The organism is Rhodopirellula sp. UH5, from assembly GCF_056839225.1.
Window position 1 is genome coordinate 6644711 of the sequence record NZ_CM166390.1, and the last position, 21941, is coordinate 6666651.

Genomic DNA, 21941 nt, shown 5'->3' on the forward strand with positions numbered 1-21941 from the left:
CCTAGCGAAGCAGCCGACGACAGCATGCGAGAAGCGATGCTGCCGTCGGTTTTGTCCGCGGGCTGCGTGAGAAGCCTGACTATTCGGAGGCGTGTTCTGAGTGATCGTGCCCTTCGGCATCGTGGTCGTGCCCGGCGTGAGCGTCGACTTTGGCGAACTTCTCCGCCTTCTCTTCGTCGCTCAACGCAGCCCACTTTTCCGGGCAACCTTCGCAGCAGAATCCGATCGTTTTGCCGTCGTATTCGGCCGTCAGTTCTTCGGTCGGCTCGCCGCCCATGATGGGGCATTCGGAATTGGCAAAGCTCATCGGCGTCGCCTCAACTGGGGCCGTCACCGACGGTGCCGTTGTAGTCTGGTCCGTTTCAGCACAACCGGTAATGGTTGCAGTAAGAAGCAGCATCAGAGCTGCAGGAATTGCATGATAGCGCATGGAAGTTCTCTCTGTAGGACGACGGAAACAGTTCCGTCAGAAGGTTTGGGGGGCCGTTGAAGATTCGTTTTGGTGAGCGCGCACGCTCCCCAACGAACTTCGTTAGATCCGCCAAACGCAGAGAAAACGCTGAGAGAAATCAGCCCGACTTCCGAAAGAATCGTCGATCGCTTGAGGCCGATCGAACGCCAGGGGCGTTTCGTCTAGGACGACAAAGTCCAGCATCGAAAGACGATTCACGAGCTCGCGTACGATTTGTTCGCGGTGATCCGTTCGGTCCATCGGTGGCGTGGATACACCGCAAGTACACTGCGATACCGTCGGATAAGCCCCCGCTGCCACCAGAGCTTCGATGCTCTTTTCGGGCTGCCGTCTATGCTCCTCGGAGGGCTTTGTTTCATGCGTGCAGCAACAGCAGCGATCGCTCGCTGATTGCACCTCACAGCAGCCACAACCCGGACAGTTCTGCGTTTGCTCGCAAACCTTGTCCGCACAGTCGCCAAACATCGTCAGCGCAGCCATCGGCTGAATCGTCGTGCTGACGATCAGGCAAGCTGTAACGGCAATGTGGATTGTTGCGAGATTCATTCGGAACGACCGGAGGAAACATACCCTAATAAGGTATGCACATTATCGCTCGATGCCGAAAAGAGTGCAAGAGGAAACATCGTTACCAACGGAATCTTGGGTGCAACACGAATGGGCCAGCGTCGAGCAACAGCAGCGGAACTGATTCGTGCAGGAACCGAAAGTTGCTGGTCGTCCTGTTGCTCACACTGCCTGGGTGCCGAACGGCACGCGAAGCCATTGTATCCAAACCCGCCCTGCCGACGCCGAACTCGTATGCTTCGATCGAGTCCCGCAGTAAAGGCGACGTCATTCAGGAGACTTCGGGGCATGGTCAGGGCGTCGAGAAAACCACCGATGCAATGCTGGTGGGATTCCGAACCCATCAGGATGATTCCGAATTGGATGATCAGGACGCAGTCGTGTCATCTGAGCAAAGCAACAATGATGACATCGAGTTTCTAAACGGCGACGAGCAGTCAGACGTAGCGACTGAAAACACCTTCGCAGGGTTTTTGGATGGCGTCGAAGTCGAATCAACCGATCCGGGAACTCCCGTGACGCTCGACGAACTGATCGCCACGGCCGTTGCATCTCATCCGTCAATTGCCGCTGCTCGACAAAAGGTCGCCGCCGCATCGCATCGCATTCCGCAAGCCACCTCGCTCGAAGATCCCGTCGTGGGCAACACGTTCTGGCCCATTCATGACCAAGCCCTTCAAACGGCGGGCGGACGCATCGGTCACCAGTTCTCACTCAGCCAAAAGGTTCCCTGGCCGGAGAAGCTAGACGCTCGTGGGCAGGTCGCATACCGCGAAGTCCAAGTTGCTCGCGCAGAAGTCGCACGACGGCAAATCGAAATCACCGAAGCCGTTCGCTTGGCTTACTACGAACTTTGGCTCGCCGCCGAATTGTTGCGGATCGTCGATGACAACACCGAGATCGTCGAAGACCTCATCGCGGTATCCGAAGCCCGCTACCGAACAGGTGGCAGTCAACAGGATGTGCTTCGTGCGGAACTCGAAGGCGATCGTCTGGCCGAACAACTGATTGCTCTACGCCGACAACGCGAACAAGCCCGAGCCGATCTTGGTGCCCTCGTTCGGATGCCAATGAACTACATGCCTGTGGCGGCCGATGAACTCGAGGTCGATGAAGCGGCCCCGCAAATCGAACAACTTGTCGCCCAAGCGGAGCAATGCAATCCAACTCTGCAAGGACTTGCCGCCGAAATCGCCCGCGACCGAGCCAAAGAGTCCCTCGCCTGTTTGCAGCAGTACCCCGACTTTCAACTTGGTCTTGGATACTCGATTGTCAGCGACGATCACAACGTCCTCAGCCCCGTTGCGAATGGCCACGACAACATCAACTTCTCGATCGGCGTGACGCTTCCGATTTGGCGAGACAAGATCAACGCGGGCATCAGTGAAGCAGCCCATAACCGCAGCAGCGCGACGCTACGCCGAGAAGCTGAACGCGACCGTCTGCGTGGAACGCTCCGCCGCCAAGTCGCCGCCGCCTACGCCGCGATCGAACAACTTGAACTGTTGCGTACACGGCTGATTCCACGGACCGAACAAACACTCACGATCAGCACGGCCGACTATCAGAACGAGAAAGCCGACTTCACCGACCTCGTCGCCACCTACCGCGAATTGCTCGCCCTGCAAGTCCAAGTGGCCCGCACCAAAGCCACCCTTGCCAGCACCCTCGCTCAAATCGAACGAACCGTCGGTTGCCCAACCTGAACGACGAACAACCATCCAGAGCGTCTGGCGCAAGGCTTGATTAGTACCTGCTCTGCCCACACTCGCGATCAAACCAGTCGCTGCCGCCGGCAAGTAGCAGGCTCCATCAACAAGCCCTCGTTTTAGTTGGTAAACCGACGACAATTACGCGATTTTACGGTGAAACCTGCGGGCCAAAACGGAACCATGCTCCGATCGTCAGCGTTGCCAATACGACGCCCAGACCAAAGCTTGGCCAGAACGATAGTCCTGTTTTTGAGGACATTGCCAGCGGCACAAAAAACGGCAATCCGAGTGGCACCAGCACCAACGTCTCGCGAGCGAGTTTGCTGATCGCGATCATGTCGTGGTCTTTGTTCCAAGCCATGATGAACGCGAGAATGCTGATGGTCGGCAGTGTCAGCAATAACGCACCCAAACGAGGCAGCCGAGACGACAACTCGGCCACGGCGACTATCACCGCAGCTGAAATCAACGCTTTGACGATCAACCACATTCGCTTAGTCCTGGTTGAAAGAGTGCAGCCTATTCACGGTCGTGAGCTTCTTCTTTGAAGTCGCCTGAGTACGGTGTGCCATCAATCACACCTGTCATGCTTCCTTCGTACTCTTGAACGACAACAAGCTTTTCATGCGTGCCGATGAATCGTGATGCTTTGCCGTCGGGGTCGTTTTCTTCCGGCGAAGCATTCAGGGTCACCGTCATTTCTGGATCGACGATATTCAGCTCGATGGTTTCTGCGTCAATTGGGACGGGTGTCTTTTCATCGCCACCTAACACATACACCGTTGCTTGAGTCTTGTCGTGATCGACTGTGAATTCGACGTGGAATTTCCCGCCGCCCCAGTCGGCGATCGTGCCGTCGTGAGGGCCAGTGCCATGGCCATGACCGGCAACACTGTGATCCTTTTCATCGCCTTCGGCGTGTTCGTGACCGTCGGCCTCTGTTTCGACACTTGGCGTTGGTGTTGTTGATGCGGTTTCTTGCTTGCAACCGCCGAAGCCGAAAAGGCAAGCGACGGTGAGCAGCGAGGCGAATGTGTTTTGAATCTTCATGGAATTGTTCTTTGGATAGGAAGTGAGAGTTTTGTCGTACCAGTCGGGTGTGTGGATCAAATCATTGCTAGTTCGTCCTCCTCTGTCTCTTGCTCGGCAAGCCTTGCGGCGTCTCGGCCGCTGAACTTCCAAAACAGTCCGGGGTGAATCAGGAATTCGCAGAACGTTGACGTGGTCAATCCACCAAGGATGACCGTTGCCACCGGGTACAGAATCTCACGTCCAGGTTCTTGACCACCTAGAACCAATGGGATCAGTCCAATGCCGGCGGTAAGTGCCGTCATCAACACGGGTGCGAGTCGTTCGAGACTTCCGCGAATGATCATCGCTTGCGAGAAGTCTTCGTTTTCCTCTTTCATCAAGTGGAAATAGTGCGTTACCAAAAGGATCCCATTGCGAACCGCGATCCCACCAAGCGAGATGAAGCCAACCAAGCTGGCGACCGTGAGGCTTTGCTGCGTGATGACCAAAGCCAGCACACCGCCGATAAAAGCAGTCGGCAGGGCGTTGAGAACTTGCAAGACGATCCGAACCGATGGGAACAGCAGCATTAGCACCACGAACATGCCAACGATGGAGATGCCAGCCAGCACGACGATTAGCTGAGTCGCACGCTGCTGGCTTTCAAACTGCCCGCCATACTCGATGAAGTAGCCGACCGGCATTTGCACTTCATCGCCGACTCGTTGTTTGATTTCACCCACCGCACTGGCAAGATCGCGGCCCTGCGTGTTGCAGCGGATTACGATCCGTCGGCGGGCGTTTTCCCGATTGACGGAGTTTGGCCCGGTGCCTTCACCGATGTCTGCGACCTCTCGCAGTGCAATCTGCCCGCGTTCGGTTTCGTCGGCTTGATGCGGCAAGTCAATGCGAAGACGCCCGAGATTGGCATAGTCCGCCCGATACTCCTCTTCCAAGCGAACAAGCAGATCAAAGCGCCGTTGGCCTTCGAGTACTTGCGAGACCACCTCGCCTTGCAAAGCCGTTTGCAACACGTTGGCGACATACTCTCGCGTCAATCCGTGCAGGGCCAAGTCGTCCGCACGCAATTCGATATGCAACTCAGCCGTTTCGCGAATTGGCTCGACAATCGGCGGCGTGATGCCAGGAATGTCTTGGATCGAGTTTTTGACTTGCTCGGCGACTCGGCCAAGAGTGTCGAGATCATCCCCGTGAATTTTGATCGCAATTTGAGCGTAGACCCCCGAAACCATGTGGCTGATCAAGTGGGCAAGCGGTTGTTCGACTTCAATGTCCACGCCCGGTGCTTCATCGCTGATCTTCTCCAACAACTCGGCCAGGATGTCTTCGCGATTGGTCTCGGAATCCGGATTCATGCTGAGAATGTATTCGCCGAAATTCACTGGCGACGCGTGTTCGTCCATCTCGGCCCGACCGGTTCGACGAACGAAATACAGAATCTCTCCGTCGGGCCTTTCATCGGTCTTTTGCATCGACTGAAAGACCGCGTCGATCGAACGCGAAACTTGGTTCGACGCATCCAGCGACGAACCAGGCGGAAGCGTCACGTTCACTTGGATGCTGCCTTCGTCAAAAGGCGGCAAGAAGTTTCTGCCCAATTTGGACATTTGCCAAGCCGCGAGCGCAACGGCGATCCAGGTCAGGAGCAGCAGCGTGCGAGGCATCGCCATGCTAAGTCGTATCAGCGGCGTGACGAGGTTCTTTAGCCCGCGTAGCAAGAACCCATCGCCTTCACGGTGGGTCGCACCTGACTTGGGCAGCAAGTAATACGAAAGCACCGGCGTGACGGTCATCGACACGACGAACGATGCAAGTATCGAAACGATGTACGCAAACCCGAGTGGTGTGAACAAACGGCCTTCCACGCCCGAGAGTGCGAAGAGCGGCAGAAACGAAAGGATGACAACCGCGGTGCCGAAAACGATCGAGCTGCGAATCTCTCTGCTGGCTTCAAAGACAATGACAATCGACGGCTTTTGCCCTTCGGTTGGTAGGGTGTTGTTCTGCTTAAGACGTCGGAAAATGTTTTCAACATCGACAATCGCGTCGTCGACCAATTCACCCATGGCAACGGCGATACCGCCGAGCGTCATGACGTTGATCGACAGTTCGCTGCCGCTGAGGATTCCGACCAGACGGAAGACGAGCGTGGTCAACACAAGCGACAGCGGAATGGCGGTGAGCGTGATGAACGTCGTACGAAAGTTCAGCAGGAATAGAAACAAGACGATGATGACCAGCACCGCACCGATCACAAGTGCTTCCGCAACGTTGAAGATTCCACGGTCAATGAAGTTCTTCAAACGAAATAATTCGCTGTTGACGATGATGTCGGCTGGCAACGACGCTTCGACCTCCGCAAACGCCGCCGCAACGTCGTCGGTCAGTTTTCGCGTATCAACATGCGGTTGCTTGACCGTCGTGAACACGATCCCTGGCCGTCCGTTGACGCTTCCGTCGCCACGCTTCAATTGAGGTCCCTCGGTGACTCGAGCGACCTGTTCGAGCAACACGGAGCGTTTGGGGTTGCTGCCGACGGGAACCTTTTTGAGGTCTTCAATGACGACTCTCGGTTGCGGCCCGAGTCGCCCAAGCACACGAATCGGACGCTCCGTCTCGCCCGTCACGGCGAATCCGCCGCTCGTGTTGATGTTGCTTTCCCGCAGTGCTTTCTCGACATTCTGCACCGTGATGTCGTATTCCAGCAGTGCAGTGGGATCGATCAGGATTTGATACTGTTTTCGATCGCCGCCCTGCATGAAGACTTCCGCGACGCCGGTTGTTTTTAATAGGCGAGGCCGGATGATCCAATCGGCGATCGTACGCAGTTCAAGTTGTTGCTTGGCGTCGGAATAAAAGTTGGCTTCATAAGTTCGTCCGTCGATCTCAATCGTCGCCGTCCCGACGTTCGGTTCCTCTGCCGCCGACCAGTCAACCGATTTCGGCGCAAGTTTCTCCCACGTTGCAAAATCGTGTCGATCGCCTGGTCGCCAAACTTCGATGTGCGGCGTTTGACCATCGGCCACGGTCATTTCCGCCATCAGATTGGTCGTTCCGACTTGAGCAAGCTTTCCGCCATCGGGACCGTCTTGTCGATAGATGCCTGCGACGACGATCTGGCCCATGATCGAGGAGGGCGGTGTCATCTGAGGCTGAATTCCCGCTGGCAAGATTCCTTCGAGTGTTGTCAGTCGTTCTTGCACGGTTTGGCGAGCTGCACGGATCTCGGTCGACCAATCGAACTCGACAAAGATGATGTTCAAACCTGATGTCGACTGACTGCGAACGGCTTGCACTCCGTTGGCACCCATCAATGCGATTTCGATCGGCTGAGTGACCAGCGTTTCGACTTCTTCGGTCGCCAAGCCCGGTGCTTCGGTGATGATGACTACGCGAGGCCGGTCGAGGTCTGGGAAGACGTCGATCGACATTTGCGTCGCAAGGTACGAGCCGTAGACCAGCACGACCAAACTGATCACGACGACCAGCATGCGGTAACGCAATGAGAAACTAATAATAGAATCGAGCATGTTGAATTCTCAGTGTGCGGCGTGAACAGTGCCGTCCGGATGGACGTGGAGGCCGGGCTGCTCGCCGCTGGCTGTTTGCGATTTCAAGACTCGGTTCAACGATGCGGCGGAACTCTGGGCCAAGTAGCTCCCACGTGGAATGCTGCCGTCGTTGGCGATCACTATTGACTGACGGTCTTCGTGCAGGACATGAACCGGAAACCGTTTGAAGAGGTCGCCGTTTTGACGGAACACATACGCCTCAGGGCCTTCCCGAACCACGGCTTCAGCGGGCACAACGATGACATTTTCAAATTGTTCCACCGGAACGCGAATCCTTGCTCGTTGGCCAGGACGGAATCGCCAAACCAAGAACTGATTGCCCGATTTCGTGTAGGCGTGCGAATGATTCGACAAAGGGACAAAGAAGTCAAATGTGCGGCTAGCAGGATCGATCGAATTCGATAGATGCCGAATATGAAACGTTTGCTCGATCATGGGCCAATCGCCGGCTTTATCCTCCGCAAACTCGATCTCGACGGGACGATTCTCCGCCGCCGCCTTCTCCAAAAACGACGCTTCGCGTTTGAAGGCGTGTCCGACCACGTACAGCGATTGATGGTTCGATAACTTGGCAAGCAACTGGCCGGCCTGCACCTGCTGACCCATCTCCACGCTCAACTCTTGAACCTCATAGGCAATTTCGCTCGGTGAGACGGAATCTGTGATCAGACTCGCTTGCTGAACGGGGTTACTGGGTTCGCCGGATGAAGCGACTTGTCCAGCCAATGGTGGAGGAGCGGTGACTTCGATCGTTGAGACGAACTGCCCTTGTTGTTGAACGAGATCAATCTGTTCAGGACGCAGGCCTCGCGTCAGCAAATCCTGCCGAGAGGATTGAATGATCGCTTGTTGACGGCTCATGTCTGCTTGCAGTTCGATCATCTTCGCCTTGGACACCGCACCAGTGCGAACGGCTCCAGACAAGCGGTCGATCTGTTCCTGGATGATGCCCGTTTCTTGATTCGCCTTGAAGAGCTGCGTCTGCGTGCTCTGCAAGTATTCGCTGAACAATCGAAGCGTGAACAAGGCATCGCCCGGCCCCATCGTATCGCCCGGAAACGCGTGAATCGCGGTCACAATGCCAACAGCGGGCGATGTCACACCACGATCCGACAATCCCGGCCGATCCGCCACGACACCAGGAATCGTGACTGATCGCCAGTACGCTTGCGGCTTCGCGGGAGCGGACGACAAGCCAAGGTTTTTCCTTGCTTGCTCGCTGATCTCAAGCACCGTTTGCTTCTCGGCAGACTCGCCCGACGAGCTAGCAGTCGGCGTTTCGCTCAACTCTCTACTACCGAACAATTCTGCTCGGAAGAACCAAATCGCGGCGACAACAGCGATGATGATCCCTGGCCCGACCAGGGCTTTCAGAACGGATGTGATGTGTTTCATTGTGGGGTTCGTTCTCGACGGATTCTCAGCGGGCAGCACAGACCGGCAGCGAAAATCCGGAGAGACTTTCGGCTGGGCCGACGTGGTGGATCGAAACTCTCAGTGAGTTTCGCTATGGAGAGGCGGGTGCAACACAGTCAACGAGTGTGTGCAGGCGTCCGCTACAGCCGAAGAGAGGCCGTGAGAAGATAGATTGGCAGCGTCCGATAGCGATCCGGCGGATCACTGGTGCGCCATCTTGGTCGAAGGGCGACGGGAAGCGGATCTGAAAACGCGACCCAGTCTACCGAGTGGAACTCAAGCCCGATCACCCCCGAAGTTCGCGTCAGCGAATGACCCGAAGCAGCCAAATAGACGGCATCCGAATCGTGTTCGGCAGCTGGCGAAAGCAAGTCGTTTGGCGATGCCGTATCGCCTTCACCGTCATGCTCATGATGGTCGTCATGGGCGTGACCGTGCATATGCACATGCGGCCGCAAAGTATGACCGTCCGATTCAGCCACGCCGCTACCCGCGTGCGAATGAGGCAAGCATTGCCCGAGCACGAAAAGGGGAATCAGCAGTAGTGAAAGAACACGGTTCATGCAAACAGCTTAACTGCCAATTCGAAGATTCGCTATAGCGACCAAGCAAGTACCTAGTGACGGAAAACCCCGACACGGCCAACGTCAACCCTCAGGACTTGATCGAGCGTCATTGACATGATTCGCTGCCGATGCGAAATCGCCAACCAGTTTCATCCGTTGACAACCCCATGCAACCACGGATGACGAACATCATTGGGCTGTGAACGATTGTCAAATTGAACCTGCGATAGCTCGCAATAGACAGAATCCCCGTGGCAATACTTGCCAGTTCAAGTGGTTGGTATCCAACACCGACGGCAGGATCGAATGCGAAATGTCAACTTTCGCCGCTTCTGTAACGTCGCGTTGATCGTCCGCGACTCGCGGCCCTTCCCAAAATGCATCGCTTAAGTGGGCGTTGCTTGCTTGCAGCATCGTGTGAATTCGGCTTGGGAAGAGAAGCCAACCTCTCAATCGGCCCAGCGTTTGCTACTTGGTCCTGGAAAACGAGATCTCTTGGGCAACGCAATCTGCTGCTCAAGCAACCGATCCCCATTCCACAAGGATTCACTGATGGCTAAGCAAGCATACACCTACACCGACGACGATCTGAGCACCTGGGAACGCATCAAAAAAGCGTTCGCCAATGACTGGGAACAAACCAAAGCGGACTTTGGTTCCGACTCGTCACGCGACATGGACCAAGATGTCGATGACACGCTGAAACAAATGTCTGGCTCGGACGATGCCTTTGAAAACCGAGAACAAGCCTTCCGGTTCGGCTACACGGCCCAGCACCGTTTGGGCGCTGAGCATCCCAATTGGAACGACAACGTCGATCGACATCTTCGCGAGGAGTACGACGGCGACTACGCAGCCGATCGAGCCTACATCCAACATGCCTATGGCTATCGCGCCCGAAACTGAGCGGCGCGAGCGCGGGCAAGATCGGAACGACCCCATGAGTGACCGAGGCGTTGCTGCGGTGACTCGTGTGGGTGGATGCGACTGCAAAGCACGGAACGCTCTCAGGGGAACTTCACGCCGGTTTCTGGAGTGCCCATCAAGCGGAATCGGCGATCTCTTCCCATGGACAGCGCCCACTGCAACTGGATCTCCATGCCAGTGCAGGAAGACAAAGATGCCACCATGAAACTTGAACCGGTGACCGCATGGTCGCTTCTATTGGGCCTGATCTTTCTGCTCGCTGCGTTGGGCCGGGGGCCGCTGCGACGTTGGCCGGTATCGATGCCCGCGATCTTCCTGGCGATCGGTGCGGCGATCGGACCGTGGGGCCTGGGATTGCTCGATTTCGAGTTGATCAAACATGTCAAAGTGGTGGAATCAGTGACCGAAGTCGCTGTCTTGATCAGTTTGCTCACCGCCGGATTGCAACTCAAGCCACAGTGGAAGCACTACCTGAGGGCACCCATTCCACTGGCATCCGTGACAATGATCGTCACGATCACCGGCGTCGCCATCGTGGGAACGATGTTGCTGGACTTGCCCTTGGGAGCCGCCATCTTGCTGGGAGCCGTTCTCGCACCAACGGATCCTGTCCTGGCCAGTGACGTGCAAGTCAAAGATCATCAAGACACCGATCGACTGCGATACGCGCTCACCGGCGAAGCGGGGCTCAATGATGGTGCCGCTTTTCCATTCATCATGCTTGGCCTGGGACTGCTTGGGCACCATGAACTCGGCGAATATGGTTGGCGATGGATCACGGTGGATCTTTTGTGGGCAACTACAGCAGGACTTGGTGTGGGTTGGATAAGCGGTTACTCGGTCAGCCGCGCGGCAGTGTGGATCAAACGGCAAGCCAACTCGCCCGCCGCCTGCGAAGAAGCGTTGACGCTGGGACTGATCGGGCTGAGCTATGGAGCGGCACTGTTGCTTCACGCCTATGGTTTCCTGGCTGTCTTTGCTGCGGGCGTTGCGATGCGACGGTACGCGGACCGGCAATCTGATGACGAGCAGCCTGACAAGCTGATGCACACGGTGACCGAAGTGAACGACCAGTTCGGACACATCATCGAAGTCGCCGTTGTCGTGTTGGTGGGCGCCCTCGCGACCTCCCATTGGACCATGGCGAGCGACTGGTGGATCGCGATGCTCGTGTTTTTCCTGTTCCGACCAATCGGCGTGCTGCTCGCACTGGCGCTCAAAGACATCCGCTTCTCGCAAAAGATCCTGATCTCTCTGTTTGGCATTCGCGGAATCGGATCACTCTACTACCTGAGCTACGCGATCAGTCATGGACTGGAGGATCCCATCGCCAATCGACTCGCTGGAATCGTCCTCACCACCATCACACTTTCGATCATGATCCACAGCAATGTCGCATCGCTGATGATGCGAAGGTACGCCGAAGAAAAGGATGCCAAAACAACGCCCGCCACTTCATGATCGGTCTGCGATGCGACGCTCGGACGATGTCTCGAGTCAAACGCTCGCGACAGCGTCGACGATGATGGCCAGTCCGTGCGTCAATCAATCCTCGCAGACTTTTCGAATCGCTTCCTCAATTCGATCTCGGGCGGATTGAGACAAGCGTGCCAGACCGATACTGCGAGCCAATGCGATAGCGGGATCGTCTTCCGCCAAGAGCTCTCGCTGCTGATGGATCAAACCGGAAAGCTCGGCAATGGAGATCTCATCGACGCTGCGTCGGTCATCGTCAGATTTGGCGAACCGAAAATTCACGACCGTCTGTGGCTCTTCGCTGGACCAGAGGAAGCGGCCGGTCGATTCGTCGGTTGCGACCACGTCCCCGAGCAGTTCCAGGATGCGGTTTCGGATGTTGGCTCCCGTTCTTGCGAATCCATGTGCCCGGGCAATCTGTTTGGCGAGAACATCATCGCGAATGGGGGCTTCTTGTTTCAAGACTTCCATCGCCATCTGCTTCAGTTCGTCATCGTAGGACGAGTCGTAAAACCGATCTTGGTTGCCAAATGCGTCCGGTAACTGGACGCGAGCATAGTTGGCATTGGAATCGTTGTTCGCGGCGGAGCTTGCCGATGACTCTTCATCGGCCGGGGCCGGCTGGGAGGGCGCGTTAGCAGGTTCTGCTTCGTCAGGCACTTCTTGTGGGGTTTCGATTTCTGGCTTGGAAATCCCGGCTTCTTCGCTTCGCGACTGTTCCAACAACTCAGACAATTGTTGGTCAAGCGTTTCGGTTGCCGATTTCGCGTCGTACCACCAATCGGGCGACCAAACTCGCAAGATGTTCCAACCAAGGTTCTCCAGCACCATTTGCCGAGTCTTGTCACGGTCGCGGGCCACCGCACTGCGATGATAGGTCGCCCCATCGCACTCGACGCCGGACAGAAACGCACCTGGTTTGTCGGGATGTCGAATGCCCAGGTCGACGCGAAATCCAGACACGCCGACTTGCGGCACGACTTGCCATCCCTTGTCTTGCAACGCCTCCGCAACAGCCTCCTCGAAGGGCGAATCGAATCCACCGACACTCCCTTCGATCCGTGCCGCGATTGCTTCGGGACCTTTCTCGGCGTATTCCAGGAACGCTTTCAGGTCGCTCACGCCTCGAGCTTTGGATCGTTCCGCATTGAGTTCGTCAGCCTTGAAGGACGAGAAGACGACCAGTTCCTGTCGTGCCCTTGTAACAGCCACGTTCAATCGCCTCTCGCCACCGTCACGATTCAACGCACCAAAGGTCAGGGGGATGCTCTTGCCGGAGATGTCGCGACCAAACGTGATCGAAAACAACATCACATCACGCTCGTCGCCTTGGACGTTCTCGAGATTCTTCACCACGGTCGGCTCAATCCGTTCGTCGGCAAAGTACCAATCCAACTCGGGGCAATCTCGCTGGGCTTGATCGAACAAGTCTTGGATCAGCGACTGTTGCTGAGAGTTGAACGTGATCACACCAAACGTCAATCGCTTCTCTTCCGGCAGACTGAGATTGCGTTTCATCCTCTCGACGGCATCGCGAACAATCGCTTCTGCTTCTTTGCGATTGGTGCGGCTCTTGCCACGATCGTAGACCGCATCGGGAAGGTGGACGAACGAGACGCCCCGATCCTCCGATTCCGCCGCGGGAAACGTGACCAAGTTGTTGCCGTAGTAGTTCCAGTTCGAAAACGCGATCAAGGATTCATGGCGACTGCGGTAGTGCCAGTTCAACTGGAGTGTTGGCAGTCCCGATGCCTTCGCTTCGTCCAGGATGCTTTCGAGGTCTTTCTCGTGATCTTCGATATCGTCATTGGTTTCATCATCGTCGGTTCGACCAAAGAAGTTTGTCGGCGGCAGTTGCTTGGGGTCGCCCACGATGATCGTTTGTCGGCCGCGAGCGATCGCACCGATCGCGTCCCACGTCGTGATCTGGGACGCTTCATCAAAGATGACGACGTCAAACAAGGCCTGGTCCGACGGCAGGTACTGTGCGATCGAAAGCGGCGACATGAGCAAACACGGTGCAAGCTTCCCGAAAGCTTCCGGCATCGCACTAATCACCTCGCGAATCGACTTGCTGGGACGAGTCAATCCGATTTGATGACGTAGCAGCCCTAGTTCACTTTTCTTGGGAATGCCTTCGACAGGCAAGTTGTGGGAGATCGCCTGTTTGGCACGCGTTGATGCTGCCGCTCGGGCCTGCTCATCCAATTCCCGAAAGTCAGCGATCGCATCTTCATGCTTGAAGCGTTGGAACGAGCGCAGGACATCGTCCCGGTCGATCACGCCCCGAATCCACCACTTCGCGTAGGCTAGCCGAAAACGGTCGACTAAGTCGGACGCGTTCAATTCGCCTTGCTCCAGGGCGGTTACGAAAGAAGCGAGCCCTGCTGTCTTCGCCTCCTTCTTTACCTCACACCACGACGTCCAACGTTGCAGGCCACTTCGATTCGTTTCAACGCCCTGCGCGGCGGCGATTGCGGCTTCGACGATTCCCGTGGTCTCTTTCGACAGAGGCATCGCCCCGGAGGCATCTGAAAACGCTTTGATACCAACTAGAAATGCTTGCGTCGCTTTCTGGAATTGCGCGGCAGCCACGAACGGAGGTGCTTCAACGTTCTCTCCATTGATAGACGGATGAACTGCTTTTGAAATTTCGTTCGTCGCGTTCAGCAGCTTTCCGATGGCGACAATCGAAGAGCGAAGTTCGCTGGCCTTTGCCACCTGAGCTTCTAGCTTGGACGTGTCGGTTTCAGTGCCATTCCAGTGGCTTGTCTGATTAGCGAGCGGACTGGCCGCGATGGTCGTCAATTGCTGCCGGACCGATCGAACGCCCGCGATATCCGTTTCCGGATTGGCGACACCACTCGATGCGTATGTCTGCAACAGACGAGTCACCTTTCGCTTGGCGAACCATGACATCGGAAAGAATGCTGAAACCGCTTGACGCCAGTTTTGGTCGATCTCGTCAATCGGAACTGTATCGAGCGAATCAGCGTAGTCCGCGTCCATGGACTGCATCGCGTCATGGTAGGCTTCGATCGCGGATGCCAATTTGGCTTTGGCCGCGGGGAATTTCGCAAATTGCTTGTGGAACAGCATGCGAACATCCTCGCCGGCACAATCGACCAAGGACCTTGCCAACCGATTTAAACCATCCATTTCCGCCAACGAACAATCCAGCTTCGGTCCAATGCCGATCGCTTTGGCAAAGGCTTGCAATGCGTCTCTCAAACCACTCGCGACACTCTGCAGCTGCCCACACTGAACAAGCAGCGTTTGCTCCCATGAGGCTGACCACTGCGTCTTCTTCACCATCGGCAACGCGGATGCGGGATCGATCGCGCCGTAGGTGAGTGCCAGTGAATCGACGATGCGGGCTAGGTTTTGATAGGCGTCGCGATCGTGCTGCACGTTGTCGGCCCAATCCAAAGGCGGCGTTGGTTGGTCGCCACCTTTCACACATGTGCCCATCGCCTCGAATGCGGACCAGCCGTTGGGATGCGTCTGGTGAATGGAGGCAACGTAGGCGTTCAATTCGTCTCGGCGGATTTTCAGACGCTCACTGATGGTGAGCCAATCGTTCTCGTCGACTCGCCGGTTGTTTTGCCATGCCGAATTCAATTGGTCGAGGAATTTCCGGCGTTCGGCCTTGTTGCTATGCAGCTCAAGACAGCAATCGCCCAACCCATGTTCTTTCAGCCTTCTGTAAACCACATCGAGGGCGGCTGTCTTCTCCGCAACGAACAACACGGTTTTGCCAACTGCCAAGCACTGCGAAATCACGTTGGCGATTGTCTGGCTTTTTCCCGTTCCCGGCGGTCCTACCAGAACAAAGTCCTGCCCCTCGGAGGCTGCCATCACGGCGGCCAACTGCGACGAATCGGCTGGGAGCGGGTGATAGATGTCTTTGGGAGCAAACCGAACGTCGATCTCCCCAGGACTTGGGATCGAACCCGACGCGGATTCAAACGCCTGGTCGGGGCTGTCGATCAAGTGGCGGACGACTCGGTTTTGCTTCAGCGCTTCGATGCGATCAACCAAGTCCTTCCACATCAAATACTTCGCGAACGAGAACGTTCCCAATGCCGATTCATCGACGACTTCAAAGCCAGGAATATCGCGAACTTCTCGACGCATCGTGGCAAGGATCTTCGGAACATCGACGCCGCTCTCGTCGCGAGGAAGATCTGACTCAAAGAACGACAAGTCTCGATCGAAGTCCTTTTTCAGCAACTGAATCAAGGTCGCGTTGAACCGGACATCGTCTTCGTGCAACGCCAGGTAATACGGCGACAACGCACTTTTTCGAGTCAGTTTGACAGGCACCAGCAACAACGGTGCCCGGTAGGTCTTGGACTCTTCCGGTTTCTGCTTCCATCGCAAGAATCCAACTGCCAAAAACAGCGTGTTCGAACCTCCTTCGGAGAGATCATTCCGGACGTTGCGATAGAGCGTGGTCAGTCGCTTCGACAGTTCATCCTCGGTGAGGGAGCAAGATACTTCGTCACGATTCAAAGCCTGGCGTGCAAACTCGACGTCCAGATCCTGGCTGGTTCGCTGGCGATGAGTTTCCGCGTCACGTTCGCCGAGCGGGTTTTGCTTCGGCAGCGAAAGCAACCGCAGCTTCTTGCCATCTGCCAAGCGATCCTCGAGCAAGGAGATGTCAGGGCAAAGGATTGGTACCGATTGCTTGTTCGGCTTGAAATTCAACAGCCGATTGCGAAGCGAGAGGTCCAGCAATTTGCGTTGCCAACGGTCTATGCGACCTTCAGGCGTGGCAGGCGTCTCATCCGCCACTTCCATTGCGAGATCGGCGATCGCGGGAGCGGCGGGCAACGGAAGCGGTCCACGTTCTTCTTGAGGTTCTTCCGCGTTGTTCGCCGCGGCTTGATGCGAAGCGAGCGGACGAATTTGGCTCATTCGCGCACGCCCGATGTCGATTGTCGCGAGGTAAGCGTCTTCTTTTGCCTCGCTGGTCGCTGCCGTTGCTGTTTTGACCGCATCTTCAAATCGGGCTGGCGGACGTCCGGTAACGAGCGTGGTCTCAAAGGTGATCAGTTCACGAGCGGCGATTGCTTTTCGGATCTCACTGCAATCTCGCTCGATCACATGCCCAAGTGTTTTTTCGATCAGCCACGCGCCGACGAAACAGTGACCTTCCACCATCACCACGACGGGATTCAATCCGACCGCTTCAATTGCGGCGGCGAACAGCAGCGTGCTGTCCATGCATGTGGCCAAGCCATCCGTCATCACCGTGGCGGGACGACGAGTTTTCTGGCCAACCAATTCGAAACTTCGTGGCGGGTTCGCATAAGTCAACGAGCGAGACGCGACCGCCGACCACAGGGACGCGACAAGCATGTATGCACGTCGCGGGTCACGGCTCTGGTAACCATCGAGTGCTGAGTCGTAGCCGTGTTTCGCTAACACATCGCTGGCAATCTTCAGCACCTTCGCGATGGCGGGATCGTTCGGCATCACAAACGCCGCCAGCAACTCGCCTCCTGAATTCAAGCCTCCCCACTCGTCTCGGGCCAAAACGCGAATTGCTTTCTCCGCCGTCCCAATGACTTTCTCACCATGACAGAGCGTGAACCTCAGGACACCACGTTCGGCTTCGTTCAGACCGTTCAAGTAGTCTGCATCCAATTGCACGTCGCGATCACGAAGCACGTTTTCGGAATTGGCATCCAGTCGATCAAGCACCCACTGCTTGGGGCGGATAAAGCTCGGTGACGAAGCGACCGACAGTCTGACATCTTGAATCGCTTCGCCGGTTCGGTTTCGGACCTGCAATGACTTCACCAGCGGGACCGAATTCTGCCAAGACGCATAGTTCAAGCAATCAGTGGCTTCCACTTGGATGCAAACAGGTTCCGAAGTCACGTTCAATTCGTCAGTCATGATGTCAAGCCAGCCCAATGTTCCTGTCTGAAAGCGGGATGAGATTGTAGATGGCTGCGAGGCAATCAACATCTCGCAAAGATGCGCGGAGCCGAATCGGAATTTTCGATGAAACGAACATGCCGGTTACGTTGACTTTGTCACTCAACAACAGAACGTTGTGGTGTTATCAAACGATGGGAATCACCATTCTCACCACGAGCGACAAACCAGCTCAAAGCAGGACGTGTTGAACTGCGTCGTTTGCGAGGCATGCACCGGGATTGCGTTTGGACAATCCCGCTGCCCCAAACTGATCACGACAAGGTGATCGCCGGAAGTGATCGCACGATTTCTGTCACCCGAGTGCAGGCAAAGTGAACGCCTGCACTAAGCAAATTCTTGAACAGGCAGGCTCGCTGCGGGTAGTCGTCTGGGCGGGCAATCGCCTGGGATGGTGTCGTATCGACAATCGCGACCGCACTACCGAACGGACACGAACCCTTTGGGCGCTTCAGCTGTCTCGTTTCGTTGTCGATACCCGTCCGTTTTGTTTCCGCCGGAAATGCGTCGAAGAAGTGTCAAACCAATCCTTGGATCAACTCGAAGCCTCCAGCGACGATCTGCTGCGGATTGTCTTTTCAATCGTGGATGAATCGATGCTTCGTGAGATCGCCGCCGCGGACTACGGAGCGGATTTTGACGAGCACCTTGAGCAACTTGCAGCGATCAAGAGCGGCAAAATTCTCGCCCCGATGCAGTGGGAACCGAAAGAGGTTCTCGAGCTGATCCGGTGGTCGGAACCGGAAGATCCAAGTTGGTCGCCTGGATCGACCGGCGATCGAGGCCATTGGATGCGTCTGTTCGCGTGCGCCGCGTTGCTTCGCGCAGCGAGCGAACCCGCGAACCAAGGCTATTTTACCGGGGAAGATTCGACGATCATTCAGCTCGTTGAGAGTGCGATGAAACTTGGCGACAAGACTTCACATGCGGCGCTGAAGTTTCTTTGCTGGTGCATGCAAACTCGCCCACCCGAAGAGACGGAGCGTCCGTACTTTGCGATCGGGACACTGATCCTGCTCGTTTGGCTCGACAAGCTAGAGCCGGGGATTTTTGACGCTCTCCAACCCGCAACCAAACCGTCTGGCTTGTATCCAACAAGGTTGTTCAAGGACTGCCAGACGTCCAAAACTTGGCACCGGCTTGTCACGGAAGTGCTGATCGAATCAAACCATTCCAGTCAATACGTCCGAGATTTCGCGGGCAGTCTCCTCCAGGACAGTGACGCGGACGCAGGGGCGTGAAAGAGACACGCGATGGATTACAGTGTCTGTCGCTACCTGACTGCACCGTTCCGCAAGCAGAACGAATCGATTCCTTGTCCAGGGATCCGTTTTCTTCGCGGCCAGTTCGATCACCTTCAAGACCGGAAGCACCTCATCTTGTCAAACTCGGGCGTCTACTTCATCACCTGCGAGTTCCTCGGCAGACGATTCGTGAAGATCGGCCGATCCACCAATATCGCACGACGACGAAATCAACTGCAGTCGGGATGCCCATTCCGCCTGAAGGTGGAACACATCGAAGTGATGTCCGAGTCCGAAGCCGTCAAGAAAGAGAAACAGTGGCGTGCGATGTTCCAGGACATGCGAAAACGATGCGAGTGGTTCAACACCAACACGGATGAAGTGAACACCCAACTCATGTTCCACTGGTTCCCCTACGAGAACGAAATCGAAGCGTTCATCGAACGCCTGAAAGCCAAAGACTCCACCACCGAGATCGACGAAGAAGAAGCTGCCCCGGATCACCAAGAACAACTCTTGTTCTGATCACCACGTGTGCTCAATTAAATCGGCATTCTTCACAGTCTCCATCGCTGCGGCCCAGCTGTCGAGCGTGCGGCGGATGGCGTGGGCGGCCGACCCTGTTGTGATTGGAAGCCAGGCGTGAGATCATGAGCACGATCTTCTCAATACCAAGGATTGCCGATGAATTCAGACGAACTGGCAGCGAAGGTCTTATCGCAAATCGAGTCCGTGGAAGTTGCATTCGAAGCCCCTGAACTCGATGAAAAGGCCAAAAGAAATGCAGGCCGAATGATGCAGGAGATTGTTTGTCAAAGGCTTCAGGCTTACGGGACGACTCTCGTGAAGCAACGTGGTTCGCGTTACGCATGGGGTAATGGCATCGTCCTGAATCGGAATGCCCGGGTTGGTCAAGGGTTCTGGACGAATATGCCGCCTGGGCAACTCGATGAGTTGAGCGAGCTTGCGTCAGACCAACCCGCAGTCTTTCTTTTTTGCTATTTCCAGGTTGCCGAATGCAGAATTCACGTCTGGGCATTGCCTCAAAACCTTGCGATTCCCGCCATCGCCTCCATTCCAATTACGAAATCCGGTGTCAAGACAGTCTACATTTCTCTGGAAGAGCAGCGTCTAAAAACGGCGAAAGATTCGCCCGATCTATCGTCGTACTACCGCTCCGTTCCTTTGTCAAATCCAGAAGTCGAGTCGCTTGCGGCGAGCATCAAGCAAGATGCTGCGGCCAAAGAGCTTGCTGAGGCAGAACAAGAGATCGAGGAAGACGACGCTAGCGAAACGCAGCCTTCTGACTACTACACGCAAGATTCGGTCGATTTTCTATTGGAGCTGCCACGGCACACCAGTGACGGTGATTGGCACTCAACCAACAAGTCACGTTACGAGCAGACTCTGCGTGACCCGACTCGTGTGTTGGTTGAATCGCTTCGCTCGGATCCGATCGCAAGACTTGATCCCGAGGTTGCCGCAACCAATCGCAATATCTCCATTCTGAAGAAGAATGATTACGGGCAAGGTGGCTACCACGATCATTATTGGGCTGCCTTCTATGACCCAGCGTCCGGTTCAAAGATCAAGAGTTGCCAGCTGTTTTTCAGCTTGCTAGCCGATTCGAGGCGGTTTGAGTTCGGATTCGCGTTTGGCAATGACTGCCAAGAATACATCGATAACCTTCGCGCCGCTCTCATTGCGAACACTATTCCGATCAAGGAGTACCTGCTGACGGCTCCCGAGGGAACTCTGGTTCGACCAATGGATCCTGATGACTCGGATGGCGTCGATGCGAGAGTCTTCGCTGCGCAATTGGGGCAATCCGATCCTGAGATCTCGGCTGAGCAGCCAATTAACATCATCCAACGGTATAGGATCGAGGACCTGCCCGGTCTCGCAGATGCTCTCGCCAATGAGATCGGTGAATTCTTTGATTGGGTTTGGCCATTCTTTCAAGCAGCCCGCACAGGGACTTGGAATACCGATCCTCCAGTTGCCGTCGGCAACGATGAGCTCGAAGGGCTCGACGAAGATGCCCCGCAGACACTGAGTGAATTGAGCCAGCGTTCCGCGCTACCGCTAGACAAGCTGAGAGAAATTGAAGACGCACTTCTGACTAAACAGCAAGTCATCCTGACCGGGCCCCCCGGAACAAGCAAAACGTACATCGCCGGCATGTTTTCTCGATACTTTGCCGCGGCGCGCGACGGGCGTGAACAGGGTGATCACTCGACAATATTCATGCATGCCAATTGGTCGTACGAGGATTTTTTCGAGGGCATCAAGCCTTTCACTGTCGACGGCGTACTGAAGTTCGAGCCGAAGCTTGGCTGCTTTCTTGAATGGATCGATTCTCTCAGTCGCTATCGGCCGAACACCCGCCATGTCCTTGTGCTTGACGAAATCAATCGTTGCGATACGGCGGCCGTACTGGGTGAACTGCTTCAGTTGCTCGAGTACCGTGGGCGGAGCGTTCGGTTACTCTCGGGACGCAAGTTTCGATTCCCAAGCAATGTCTACATCATTGGCACGATGAACAGTGCCGATCGATCCATCGGCAGAATGGATCTGGCGTTACGGCGACGATTTCTCTGGCTCGACCTGCTTCCGGACTACAGCGTTCTGCATTCGTGGCTGAGTCGCACGGGCAATAATCCATCGGGATTCTCAAGCGGAGCTTTGAAAGCATGCAACCAGATGCTTGAGGAGCGCGGTATCGCACCTGAACAGCAAATCGGTCACGCATTGTTCATGGTCCAAACTGCTGGGAACGAGAGCCAGGCATCTGAAGACAAGCCGCTCATTGCAGCGGCCTTGCGACGGATCGTGCGGTACAGCGTCCTGCCGTACGTTCGTGAGCTTTGCACCATGCAGTTCGGTCGACCAGATCGCGTACTCGAATCCCAGATTGAAAGCACGTTGCTCCAGTGCGTTTCGGTAGACGCTCATGTGGCCCCGTTGGATTATACCCAAGCTCCGGAAAGCGGCGAGGGTCTTTGACT

Annotated in this window: 14 protein-coding genes; 6 read left to right on the forward strand and 8 right to left on the reverse strand. The window is 55.8% G+C overall.

The window, feature by feature from the left end:
* Nucleotides 1–79: 79 nt before the first annotated feature.
* Both UH5x_RS23690 and UH5x_RS23695 read right to left on the reverse strand, forming a co-directional pair.
* Nucleotides 80–307 (reverse strand): hypothetical protein, encoded by a 228-nt coding sequence (locus tag UH5x_RS23690; protein WP_236696562.1) that lies wholly within the window; start codon nucleotides 305–307, stop codon nucleotides 80–82.
* 225 nt (nucleotides 308–532) lie between these two features.
* Nucleotides 533–1018 (reverse strand): hypothetical protein, encoded by a 486-nt coding sequence (locus UH5x_RS23695; RefSeq protein WP_482633911.1) that lies wholly within the window; start codon nucleotides 1016–1018, stop codon nucleotides 533–535.
* A gap of 164 nt (nucleotides 1019–1182) precedes the next feature.
* Between UH5x_RS23695 and UH5x_RS23700 the strand changes: the two genes are divergently transcribed.
* A complete protein-coding gene (locus tag UH5x_RS23700; RefSeq protein ID WP_482633912.1) occupies nucleotides 1183–2745 on the forward strand; it encodes a TolC family protein in 1563 nt (520 codons plus the stop codon).
* A 154-nt stretch (nucleotides 2746–2899) separates the two neighbouring features.
* Here UH5x_RS23700 and UH5x_RS23705 read toward each other — a convergent pair whose 3' ends face one another.
* From UH5x_RS23705 to UH5x_RS23725, 5 genes are all read right to left on the reverse strand, one after another.
* Nucleotides 2900–3241, reverse strand: coding sequence for a DUF3147 family protein (locus UH5x_RS23705; RefSeq protein WP_482633913.1), 342 nt, complete (start codon nucleotides 3239–3241; stop codon nucleotides 2900–2902).
* Between the two features lie 29 nt (nucleotides 3242–3270).
* Complete coding sequence (locus tag UH5x_RS23710) at nucleotides 3271–3801, reverse strand: hypothetical protein (protein WP_482633914.1); 531 nt, start codon at nucleotides 3799–3801, stop codon at nucleotides 3271–3273.
* A gap of 56 nt (nucleotides 3802–3857) precedes the next feature.
* The gene (locus UH5x_RS23715) at nucleotides 3858–7313 is read right to left on the reverse strand and encodes an efflux RND transporter permease subunit (RefSeq protein WP_482633915.1); all 3456 of its coding nucleotides are present in this window, start codon (nucleotides 7311–7313) and stop codon (nucleotides 3858–3860) included.
* 9 nt (nucleotides 7314–7322) lie between these two features.
* On the reverse strand, nucleotides 7323–8750 hold the full coding sequence (locus UH5x_RS23720; RefSeq protein WP_482633916.1) for an efflux RND transporter periplasmic adaptor subunit: 1428 nt from the start codon (nucleotides 8748–8750) through the stop codon (nucleotides 7323–7325).
* Between the two features lie 161 nt (nucleotides 8751–8911).
* A complete protein-coding gene (locus UH5x_RS23725; RefSeq protein ID WP_482633917.1) occupies nucleotides 8912–9334 on the reverse strand; it encodes a hypothetical protein in 423 nt (140 codons plus the stop codon).
* Nucleotides 9335–9889: 555 nt separating this feature from the next.
* Here UH5x_RS23725 and UH5x_RS23730 point away from each other — a divergent pair.
* Nucleotides 9890–10243, forward strand: a complete 354-nt coding sequence (locus tag UH5x_RS23730; protein ID WP_482633918.1) for a hypothetical protein — start codon at nucleotides 9890–9892, stop codon at nucleotides 10241–10243.
* A gap of 222 nt (nucleotides 10244–10465) precedes the next feature.
* A complete protein-coding gene (locus tag UH5x_RS23735; protein ID WP_482633919.1) occupies nucleotides 10466–11725 on the forward strand; it encodes a cation:proton antiporter in 1260 nt (419 codons plus the stop codon).
* Nucleotides 11726–11809: 84 nt separating this feature from the next.
* On the opposite strand, the gene UH5x_RS23740 is transcribed toward UH5x_RS23735, so the two are convergent.
* Entirely contained in the window at nucleotides 11810–17647 is a 5838-nt protein-coding gene (locus UH5x_RS23740) for a DUF3320 domain-containing protein (protein ID WP_482633920.1), read from the reverse strand.
* A gap of 557 nt (nucleotides 17648–18204) precedes the next feature.
* Here UH5x_RS23740 and UH5x_RS23745 point away from each other — a divergent pair.
* The 3 genes from UH5x_RS23745 (at nucleotide 18205) to UH5x_RS23755 (ending at nucleotide 21939) form a co-directional block, all read left to right on the forward strand.
* On the forward strand, nucleotides 18205–18930 hold the full coding sequence (locus tag UH5x_RS23745; RefSeq protein WP_482633921.1) for a hypothetical protein: 726 nt from the start codon (nucleotides 18205–18207) through the stop codon (nucleotides 18928–18930).
* Between the two features lie 12 nt (nucleotides 18931–18942).
* On the forward strand, nucleotides 18943–19458 hold the full coding sequence (locus UH5x_RS23750; RefSeq protein WP_482633922.1) for a GIY-YIG nuclease family protein: 516 nt from the start codon (nucleotides 18943–18945) through the stop codon (nucleotides 19456–19458).
* Between the two features lie 1242 nt (nucleotides 19459–20700).
* Nucleotides 20701–21939 carry an McrB family protein gene (locus UH5x_RS23755; RefSeq protein ID WP_482633923.1) on the forward strand — a complete coding sequence of 413 codons (1239 nt, stop codon included), beginning with the start codon at nucleotides 20701–20703 and terminating at the stop codon, nucleotides 21937–21939.
* Nucleotides 21940–21941: the final 2 nt, after the last annotated feature.

Coding starts and splice junctions, on each gene's coding strand:
- UH5x_RS23690 (WP_236696562.1), bottom strand. CDS start 307: ATGAGCTTTGCCAATTCCGAATGCCCCATCATGGGCGGCGAGCCGACC.
- UH5x_RS23695 (WP_482633911.1), bottom strand. CDS start 1,018: ATGAATCTCGCAACAATCCACATTGCCGTTACAGCTTGCCTGATCGTC.
- UH5x_RS23705 (WP_482633913.1), bottom strand. CDS start 3,241: ATGTGGTTGATCGTCAAAGCGTTGATTTCAGCTGCGGTGATAGTCGCC.
- UH5x_RS23710 (WP_482633914.1), bottom strand. CDS start 3,801: ATGAAGATTCAAAACACATTCGCCTCGCTGCTCACCGTCGCTTGCCTT.
- UH5x_RS23715 (WP_482633915.1), bottom strand. CDS start 7,313: ATGCTCGATTCTATTATTAGTTTCTCATTGCGTTACCGCATGCTGGTC.
- UH5x_RS23720 (WP_482633916.1), bottom strand. CDS start 8,750: ATGAAACACATCACATCCGTTCTGAAAGCCCTGGTCGGGCCAGGGATC.
- UH5x_RS23725 (WP_482633917.1), bottom strand. CDS start 9,334: ATGAACCGTGTTCTTTCACTACTGCTGATTCCCCTTTTCGTGCTCGGG.
- UH5x_RS23730 (WP_482633918.1), top strand. CDS start 9,890: ATGGCTAAGCAAGCATACACCTACACCGACGACGATCTGAGCACCTGG.
- UH5x_RS23735 (WP_482633919.1), top strand. CDS start 10,466: ATGAAACTTGAACCGGTGACCGCATGGTCGCTTCTATTGGGCCTGATC.
- UH5x_RS23740 (WP_482633920.1), bottom strand. CDS start 17,647: ATGACTGACGAATTGAACGTGACTTCGGAACCTGTTTGCATCCAAGTG.
- UH5x_RS23750 (WP_482633922.1), top strand. CDS start 18,943: ATGGATTACAGTGTCTGTCGCTACCTGACTGCACCGTTCCGCAAGCAG.
- UH5x_RS23755 (WP_482633923.1), top strand. CDS start 20,701: ATGGATCCTGATGACTCGGATGGCGTCGATGCGAGAGTCTTCGCTGCG.